This is a genomic window from Brevundimonas intermedia (assembly GCF_027922165.1).
In the GTDB taxonomy this organism is placed as follows: Bacteria; Pseudomonadota; Alphaproteobacteria; order Caulobacterales; family Caulobacteraceae; genus Brevundimonas; species Brevundimonas intermedia.
This window is the reverse complement of record NZ_BSFD01000008.1, coordinates 1-9,733: the sequence shown is the minus strand read 5'-3', so window position 1 is coordinate 9,733 and position 9,733 is coordinate 1. Positions and strand designations below refer to the sequence as shown.

7 protein-coding genes are annotated in these 9,733 nt (G+C 57.0%); 2 read left to right on the top strand and 5 right to left on the bottom strand.

What is annotated here, in order from left to right; genetic code table 11:
* The first annotated feature begins 299 nt into the window (after positions 1-299).
* Positions 300-1,622 carry a UDP-glucose dehydrogenase family protein gene (locus PKE72_RS11525; RefSeq protein ID WP_271165522.1) on the top strand — a complete coding sequence of 441 codons (1,323 nt, stop codon included), beginning with the start codon at positions 300-302 and terminating at the stop codon, positions 1,620-1,622.
* Between the two features lie 404 nt (positions 1,623-2,026).
* On the top strand, positions 2,027-3,394 hold the full coding sequence (locus PKE72_RS11520) for a hypothetical protein (protein WP_271165521.1): 1,368 nt from the start codon (positions 2,027-2,029) through the stop codon (positions 3,392-3,394).
* Between the two features lie 364 nt (positions 3,395-3,758).
* Here the strand turns inward: PKE72_RS11520 and PKE72_RS11515 are convergent, their stop codons facing one another.
* From PKE72_RS11515 to PKE72_RS11495, 5 genes are read right to left on the bottom strand one after another with little or no spacing between them, the layout of a single operon-like run.
* Positions 3,759-5,246, bottom strand: a complete 1,488-nt coding sequence (locus tag PKE72_RS11515; RefSeq protein WP_271165520.1) for a flippase — start codon at positions 5,244-5,246, stop codon at positions 3,759-3,761.
* Entirely contained in the window at positions 5,246-6,235 is a 990-nt protein-coding gene (locus PKE72_RS11510) for a glycosyltransferase family 2 protein (RefSeq protein ID WP_271165519.1), read from the bottom strand. The genes PKE72_RS11515 and PKE72_RS11510 overlap by 1 nt, the downstream gene beginning before the upstream one ends.
* Complete coding sequence (locus PKE72_RS11505; protein ID WP_271165518.1) at positions 6,232-7,353, bottom strand: acyltransferase family protein; 1,122 nt, start codon at positions 7,351-7,353, stop codon at positions 6,232-6,234. The genes PKE72_RS11510 and PKE72_RS11505 overlap by 4 nt, the downstream gene beginning before the upstream one ends.
* 1 nt (position 7,354) lies before the next feature.
* Complete coding sequence (locus PKE72_RS11500) at positions 7,355-8,476, bottom strand: glycosyltransferase family 4 protein (protein ID WP_271165517.1); 1,122 nt, start codon at positions 8,474-8,476, stop codon at positions 7,355-7,357.
* Complete coding sequence (locus PKE72_RS11495) at positions 8,473-9,624, bottom strand: DUF1972 domain-containing protein (protein WP_271165516.1); 1,152 nt, start codon at positions 9,622-9,624, stop codon at positions 8,473-8,475. The genes PKE72_RS11500 and PKE72_RS11495 overlap by 4 nt, the downstream gene beginning before the upstream one ends.
* Positions 9,625-9,733: the final 109 nt, after the last annotated feature.

Here is a 9,733-nt window from a genome sequence, read left to right as displayed (position 1 = left end):
ACAGGGCCAGACAGACATGCGAGCCAACGTAGCCGGCCCCGCCGGCGACAAGGACCGTGTCGTCCATTAGGGTGTCTCCGGACGTCAAGCTCTAGCTGTCTCCGCGTCAAACCACAGTTGTATCAGAGACCGGCCGGAATTGGGCTGCTGTTTTAGTTTGCTGCGTCGCGCGACCCTATGATTAGTGCTGGCGAGGCAAACGGAGCGTCCAGCGGACCCGCGTGTGCACGACTGATCGCCATTGCCATGCTGCAACGCAACAAGGTATGAGGTCGGAGACTTACTTTGGGGGAAGCTCAATGCGCGTTGCGATGATCGGCACGGGTTACGTCGGCCTGGTTTCGGGGGCGTGCTTCGCCGACTTTGGTCACGTGGTGACCTGCATTGACAAGGATCCGTCGAAGATCGAACGGCTGGAGAAGGGCGAAATCCCGATCTTCGAGCCCGGCCTGGACGACCTGGTTGCGACCAACGTGAAGGAAGGCCGCCTGTTCTTCACGCTGGAGGGCGCCGAAGCCATCCGCAACGCGGACGCTGTCTTCATCGCCGTCGGAACGCCCACGCGTCGCGGCGACGGTCATGCCGATCTGAGCTATGTCTATGCGGCCGCCGAGGAGATCGCCGGTCTCATCGATGGCTTCACCGTGGTGGTGACCAAGTCCACGGTGCCCGTCGGCACCGGCGACGAGGTCGAGGCCATCATTCGCAAGGCCAATCCTAACGCCGACTTCGCCGTCGTCTCGAACCCCGAGTTCCTGCGCGAGGGCGCCGCCATCGGCGACTTCAAACGCCCCGACCGCGTCGTGATCGGCGTCAACGACATCGACGGCGACGTCGGCGCGCGCGCCAAAGACGTGATGAGCGAACTCTATCGTCCGCTGAACCTGAACGAGAGCCCGCTGCAATTCGTCGGCCGCCGCACCTCGGAACTGATCAAATACGCCGCCAACGCCTTCCTCGCGATGAAGATCACCTTCATCAACGAGATGGCGGACCTCTGCGAGGCCGTCGGCGCCGACGTGCAGCAAGTGGCGCGCGGCATCGGCCTGGACAAGCGGATCGGGTCTAAGTTCCTGCACGCCGGCCCCGGTTACGGTGGTTCCTGCTTCCCCAAGGACACCATCGCCCTGGTCCGCACCGCCCAACAGTATGGCGCGCCGGTCAAGCTGATCGAGACAACGGTCGAGGTCAATGACGCCCGCAAGAAGGCCATGGCCGGCCGGGTCGAGACGACCCTGGGCGAGAGCGTCGCCGGCAAGACGGTCGCGCTTCTGGGCCTGACCTTCAAACCCAATACCGACGACATGCGCGACGCCCCGTCGCTGGACATCGCCCCGGCCCTGATCGCCGCCGGCGCCAAGGTCCAGGCCTTCGACCCTGAGGGCATGCACGAGGCCGGTAAGCTGCTCCCGGGCGTCGAGATGAAGGCCAATGCCTATGACGCCGTCGAAGGCGCCGACGCCGTGGTCATCATCACCGAATGGGACCAGTTCCGCGCGCTCGACCTGGATCGGGTCAAGGGCCTGATGAAACAGCCCGTGTTGGTGGACTTAAGAAACGTGTATCGCTCGGAGGATATGTTGAAGCGGGGCTTCAAATATTCAGGCATTGGGCGAAGCTGACGCGGCAAGTGTCAACTTTCCCGTACGCCCCTTCCCGATTCCAATTTTGATCGAGCTTCCGTTTGATCAAAGGGACTGGCTTTGAGAAGAGAACCTTCAACAAAGCACAGATTGCCGACGAGACCGGCGGACATTGCATGGTGGGAACAGGATTAGGTTATCGTCCGGCGCGAGCCGCCTGGCATGATAGTCAGTGAAAACTGGACCAGATGAGCAGCCTGAGGCCCCGAGCCAGCCCCTTGGAATCACCGAGATGAGAGGGGCTGCATCCAGCGATTTCGGTCATGACGACAAATCGGAATGGTGCCATAGGTTAGGAAGCGCATCCTGCCGCATCGAAAGGTGCCATATCGTGTCTATCGGTCTGCGGGCCAGCCAATCCTTCATGAACAGGCTTTAAGTACATGTCCGCACTTAACACCAGTAGCCGGGGACCCCACCCAACTCTCGATGCAAGAGAGGCGATCACGAAACCCAATAAAAATCATTTATATTCAATATTATTTGCAGCTTTTATTATCTTATCTGGAAGTTTGTCTCGCGAAGCGGCCGCAGCATTCGCCACCTTCATAGTAATTTTGGAATTTTCGTTCAACAAAAACGTATACAAAAACGGCCTTTACGCCACCACACCTATAATAGGTATAGTTTTACTGGGGTCAGCATCAGCCGTTTTCAATAATTTTCCGATCTATGATATTTTCCGCGATGCATTCTACTGGTTTCGCCTAATCCCAATGATTTACTGCGGGTACATTCTCGGCAGGCACCTAAGCGCAAAACAACTTCTCACCTCCCTTGCATTCTCGGCCTCCATGCTGGCTACATTTTACAGCATAAATTTCTTCCTTACCTCTAATTCGGGCGAGCTTTCTAGAGAAGCGCTACGACTTAAGATTGGTCGAGGCAATGCAGAGTGGTTTTATGGATTTGCAGCCTCAATAATACTGCTTCTTGAATCAAGACGGCACAAAAATAGCCCTCTTCCTTACTTAGCGTTTGCTTCGATGATTGCAATAGCGGCGGCCGTTTCGAATTCTAGAACAGCATTTATAACTATAATTATACTTACATTGTCGGTTACATCAATTATTGGAACGCGCATTGTTGCTTATATACTAGCTCCATTCTGCGCTGTAGCGTTTGCCATATTATCTACCCCAATTCACAGCCTCATGTTTGGAAGTTTTATTGCAGATCATTTCCACCAAATGCCGCGCTCAGTGTCGGAGCTTATAACACTCGATCAGAAGAATTTTGTAGATATAAATGAATATTGGCGCTCCTTCGAGTCCATGTCGGCATACAATACATACTTGGCAGGAAATGTATTCCAGTACATATTTGGGCATGGCTTTGGTCAGCAGTTTTCCATTGGTATAAACTTCACCAGATTGGGCGAAACATATTCAACGCTTCCGATTTCTCATAACGCGATACCGTACGTACTAATAAAATCCGGGCTCCTTGGATTAGTTCTTTATTGCCTGTTCATATTTATAAATCTTAGAGCCGGACTTCTAGAATGTAAGCGCGCTCTAACGCCAATGCACAGAGCCATTGGAGGGCTGATCGTTGGCATTGCAGCTTTTTGGCTTATCAGTACTCCAACGACTCGAGGTTTCGTGGATTTGGGCGCTACTGGACTAACTGTCTGCGGCGCGCTGATCAGTTGCTTGAATCGCAGGCAGCAAATGCCAAGCCGCTTGCCGAAGCCCGTTCCGACCTTTGGTGGGCCTCGAACGCGCCTCGCGGAAGAGGAACGGGCCTAGAGTTGATGATGTTTGCCCGAGAAAGTGGATGGGTTTAAGCCGCTCTGCGTTCGGCCTCGGCGGAGATGATATGCCCCCATCCGACGTGCAGGCGGAGGGCCTTTAGAAGCTCTCGATGTTTCCGAACAGGTCTCGTCGGGCTGGTTTCTGGTGGCGTAGCCACGGAAATGCATACTCGCGGTTTTTTATGGGTGTGAAGACGCTTTCCATCGGCACCTTATCGGAGCAGTCACTCTTTCGGCTCATGGGAGGCGTGATCCCGAATCTGGCGAACTAGTTGCCTCGGCGGCATACTGGATTCCATGATCAGAGTGATGGATCGGGCCGGGGGCGGACCACGGGCCTATGTGTGCGTGGGTAGCACTTAGCGAGATCCTACAAGCGACCGCAAAGCCGACGCTGCGGCCCCGCGCTCATCTTTAGTGAGGACACGAAGCCAGAAGTAGACGGTCGCCACCATCGCGACCACGACGGCTGATCCGGCCCTGATCCATTCATCTCCGATCAACGCCAGGGCCAAAAGTACCAAAGCGAAAACCAAGGGGCCTCCGATTTCGAGAAGGAGCAACCGAGCGCTCACGCGCCGCGCCTTCGCGATCAGCGTCAATAAGACGTAATCTAGGACGATCCGGCATAGCCAGGCGATGGCGGCGCCCATCACGCCAAAAACGTGAAGCGCCACGACAAGCCCCCCGATATAAAGCGGCAGTTCCAGAAGGTGCAGCTTGGCGGTAAGGTCCGACCTCCCCCGCGCTTGGATAAGATTGTACGGCGGCCGGGCAACGCTGTTGACGTACATCCCGATCGACAACAGGCTCATCATCAAGGTGCTCTTGGCGGCAAAGTCTGCGTTAAGCCAGAGCAGCAGGAACAGATGGCCGAAAGCGATGAAGCCAATGCTCACGGCAAACATCAAGCCGCCGAGAATTTTCAAAGTCAGCTGATAAAGCCGCTCCGCCTCCAGACCGTCTCCGCCCAAAGACCGGCTCATTCTCGGAAAAACGACGCCAAAGACGGCTTCTGGAATGACAAACAACCGGGTGATCATGTCGAATGGCGTCGTGTAGTAGGCGACCTGCGCCACCCCGACGATTCCAGACACGAAAAAACGATCCATGTTCGTCATAAGCGGAGAGATGGTGTTGGACACGGTCATCCATCCGCCGAACCGGAGTAACGACCCTAATCCTTCGGCCTGAACATCAGACGCCACAGGATCCGGTCGTGGCAATCGGGCCAGAGCCACCGCGAAGGCGAGCAGGCCCACATACCGCCCGATCACGAGCGAGAGGACGATCAGGTCCAGACGCTGTGTGAAGGACACCATGAGAAATGGGGCGAGATAGGTCCAAATCCCCGTGAACGACCGGACCAAAGCGACGGCGCCGAAGCGTTCGTGGGCCTCCAGGACCCCCCGCAGCCCGCTCGACAGGACGACGGCGGGAATAGCCAGCGCCACGAACAAAAACATCCGTGACGCTTCTTGTGTGAGGTCCGCTCGGCCTTTCGTCATCGAATCGCCGGCCCAGCCAGCAAGCACCGCTATCAGCGCGCCACCGGCGATGGACAGGATCAACATGAAGACGAGCGCCTTGCGCACAAGCGCAGGAACTTCAGCATCTTCACCTCGCCCCAGCCGGCTCGCCACAGCATGGGTCAGCGCCCGTCCCAGGCCGAGGTCAAATATACTGATATAGCCGATGATGACCCAAGCGACCGAAAGCAGGCCAAACGCGGCCACGCCTAAGCCGGCTATGGTGGGCGGAATGCATATCAGGCCGACCAACAGCGGAGCGGCCAGGCCAAAGAAGTTGAGCCCTATATTGCGGACCAGCCCGCCAGACTTTGCCATCAGACGGAAGAGACGCGTTGGGCGTCGTAAGATGGAAGGCTGGCGGCATGGGCGGCGAAACGCCCCATCATCTTAGACGGCGCGCGGGCCCCCGGCTTCACTATGCCGACCAAGGCTAGCAAAGCGCTCCGCATGCCAAACCCAGCAGCAAGAATCGCCTTCAACATCCAATAAGATGATCTGGATCTCTCGCGCGCGAAACGATGCGCACGCGCGTCCATCCATCGCGCCGAATAGTGCACGGCCCCATCTGCCTTCTGGGTGGCGCCCTGGACGTGAAGGACCTTAAATCGCGGCAGATAGACGACTCGGTGACCTCGCTGCTTTACGCGAACTCCCAAGTCCACGTCCTCTCCGTACATGAAGATGTCGTCCGCGAAGCCGCCAACCTCCTCCAGCACCTCCCGGCGGGCCATAAGGCAGGCACCGCAGATCCAATCAACATCAACCAGATCCCGCGACAGCAGCTTGGGATTTGCAATATATATCGATGGCACTGACGGCAGGGCTCTATGGATCCAGAACGCATGGCCAGTGATCGATCTCAAGGTGGTGCGCCAACCACCATCGCCCACTTGGTGCCGCCCGTCTTCGTGGACTAGCTGCGGCCCCACGATCGCTACGCTTGGGGCCACATCGAGGTGCTTCGCCATTGCGTTTACAGGTTCAAGGTCATCCAGAAATGCATCTGGGTTCAGCATAAGGACATACCGCCCCCGACAGAGGGCAAACAGAGCGTTATTAGCCCTGCCGAAGCCGAGGTTCTCTTTCCCAGAGGTCAGCCGAACCCAAGGGTAGTTTGTGGCTATGTATTCTGCGGTTCCGTCTGGACTGTCGTTGTCATGCACCAGCACCTCTATCGTTTCATCGTGCCCTGCTAGAGGCGCAAGACAACGATCAATGAGGTGGCGAGATTTCCACGTCACGATGACAATGCTGACGATGGGCTCACCATTCGAACCGGCTTCCGTCGTTGCCACTCCGCTCACGACAGCCGCTCCTTATTACTAGCCGAACGCAATTCGCTCAACCAAGTAGTAAGCCATCTGGATAGCTTCGAGGTTAATGGCTTTTCAAACACCAGATACATCATAGCTGCAGCTATTAGTGCAGCTAAAACACTGCCAAATATAGATACCCAAGGCAAATAAATGCCGAGTTTCGCTAGAACTTGCGGCACAGCCGGTGCTACTATTGGATGTATAAGATATAAAGAATATGACGCAGCGCCGAGTAATAACACAGCGGAAGGAACTCGACCCTGGATATGTCGCTCAAGCGCAACGACACTCAATACTAGAACTCCGGCGGGCAATGCATTGACGAAAAAATGCCCTAACAGACCCTCGGCAGCGGGGACGATAGTCAAGACGAACAATCCAGACACGACACCGCCAATAGCCAGCCATGGCCATATCGAAACTTTGTCCGCAACTTTTGCTATCAGCATCCCGATCAAGAATTCCAACAACAAGGGACTAAGGTACAGCGAAGCGGCGGGCCATCCCGGCTGGCGGTAGATTGATAAAACCGCAAGAGGTACTAGTACAACTGAACAAAACCAAAGAGGGTTAAATCTAAATAATAGCGCAATGCTAAATACTAGATAAAAGAACATCTCAAACAGGAGAGTCCACCCCACGCCCAGCATAGGCTCGATACGTCCGTCCATATTATAGCTAGGAATAAAGAAGTAAGACTTCGCTATAAAATCCCAGTTTCCAAGCTCAGCATGAAGAGCTGCGCCCGGTATTATTAACATGACTATGATTTTAATAGAAGTTACCGCCCAGTACGCAGGAACAATCCGAATAATTCTTCGAGAAAAGAACTCCAAGGCAGCAAGAGATTTGTCCCTGATCTTTGGGTACGTGTAAAACATCACAAAACCGCTGATCACGAAAAAAATATCAACTCCAGAAGTGCCTCGCGCCCAAACGGGAAATCCAGGAACCAACCTTTCGCTGGCGTAAAAACTTGAATGGACAAAAACAACCATCAACGCCGCTACCAGCCTGAGGCATTGAATGCCTTCATAGGTACGTGCGGCAGGAAGTTTAGTCACTCCCTCAGAATTCGAGCGGTCGATTAATACTGTTTCGACCATACTACCCTCTTGATGCGTCAACGCGGGGCAATGATTGAACCACGGAAGTTGCCATTGCGTCTTGGGTGAACCGGTCTAGATATCGCTGCCAGCCCTGCAGAGCTAGCCGTCGGATCTCATCCGGGTCGCCGATTAATTTCGATATCGCAGAGCTTAGAGAGTGGGGATCATTTGGAGCAAACAGCAGCCCGGTTCTCTCATCTTCGATGATTTCGACCAGCCCGCCATGACGCGCCGCAATCACCGGCCTCGCCCAAGCCATTCCCTCGATAGCGACGCGGCCAAACGGTTCCGGCTTGCGCGAGGGCACGACGACTACATCTGACCATTGCAGCAGGGTCGATGGATCATCGACGAAGCCTTCGATCGACACCTGATCACCCAATCCCGACGCGGCGATCTGGGCCTCCAGCTGCCGCCTGTATGGCTGGCCCTCGAAGGCGTCGCCGACGACCTTGATCTCGACGGCCCGACGCTGCGCCTCCGAAAGCAGGCTGACCGCTTCGACCAGCAGGTCCTGGCCCTTCCAGTCGTTGATCCGACCCAGCATCAGCAAGCGAAGCTTGCCGTCGCCGCGATCTTGTGGCGGCGCAGCATGGGCCGGACCCTCGAAGCCATTATAGATGACCGCGCGCTGAACGCCTGGCGCCGACTCAAAGGCGTCGGCCGTGGCCTGAGAATTGAAGAACAGGGTCGCCCGCGACCAGCGCACCAGGGCCGACACCACCCGATGCGCCAGGCCGGTCGGAATCTCGCGTATATGCGCGACGGCTTTACGCCGATGAAGTCGGGCCATCAGCAGATAGTCGGCCACTACCGCGGTATTGATGTAGACGAGGTCCGCCGCCTTGAAGACTTTGTGCGCCCGCCACAGAGCCGCCGGCATAATCAGAACTCGTCCGATCAGGCCCAGTCCATAACTCTTTCGCAGAATCCAAAGGTCGCGAATTTCGAAGTTGAAGCCCTGGCGAGTCAGCATCTCGCTTAGCGGGCCTTCCTGAGGCAGCAGAACCTGAAGGTCGGCTTCTGGATAGTTCGCCCTCAACACTTCCAGGCACTGGATGAAGCTGCGATCCGAGCCGTACAGCTCATATCCCTGGTGAACAGCATAGATCGTCTTCATGTCCGCCACGCTGCGTTAGGAGCCGAAGTCCTGACGGGCTTCATGTTCAGCGACGCACCGCAGACGTCTTCATAGGCTTCCAGAACCGGCGTCCAAGTCAGGGCGCTGTCGAAACGTCGGCGCGCCGCCAAGCGGGCGCCCGCAAGGGTCTGGGGATCGGCCTCGATCCGGTCGAGCACGACGGCGAAGTGGGCCGCGTCCGCGAAATAGAACTGGTCCGGCCCGGCCACCCACAGGTTATACGAATTGTCGTGGGCGATGACGGGGTTCCCGGCGCCCAGGGCCTCGACCAGTGAGGGATTGGTGCCGCCGACGCTGTGGCCGTGGCAATAGGCGGCGGCGTGGAAACGCAGGGCCTTGACCACCGCGGGATCGTAGATGGCGCCAGGGAAGAGTACGCGGCCCTCGCCCGCCTTCATCACCTCGGCATGATATGCGTTCTTGTCGGGCTCGAGCTTGCCCAAACAAACGAACTGCAGATCACGCGGCGTGGCCGCGAAGGCCTGGATCATCGGCAGAATGTTGTTCTCGGGCTCGATCCGACCGATCGAGATCAGATAGCGACCGGGGTTCAGGCCCAGGGCTCGCACCTTCGCCTCGGGCGCTTCGGTCACCGGATCGGCACCATAAGGTATCATGACGATGTCGCGCCGGTTCCGGCGACGCGCGAGGTGGTTGGCGATCTCCGGATGGTCTGCGATCAGCTTGTTCGACGTCAAGGCGCCGATCCACTCATTCAGATACAGCCAGATGCGGCCGTGCCACGGCCATTTGGCCCGCTTCCACTCGATCCCATCCATATTGGTCAGGACGGGATTGGGGGTCAGGCGCAGCAGGGCGCTGAAGGCGGCGGTATTGTAGCCGAGCACTAGCATGACGCCGCGCTCGTTCATGGCGTGGCGCACGCAGGCCAAGTCGAACTTCATCGTGCCAAAGGCACCGCTGTCGGCCGCGAAGGTCACGCGACGCACGCCCTCCCACTCATCGATCACCGGACCGGCCGGACCGTCATCCACCTGGCAATAGACCGTCACCGCCCAACCCTTGTCGCGCATGTGCAGGGCGAACTGGTGGCCGAAAGTCTCGAACCCGCCATGGGCCGCGGGAACGCCCCGAGTGCCGATAATGTAGAGGGCGGGCTTATCCACCCCTATGCCCCGCGCCGCAGGACGTTTTCCCGCAGATACTGGCCATATGTACTCTTCCCCAGCTTGGTGGCGAGTTCTTCGAGCTTGGCGGCGTCGATGAAGCCCTGCT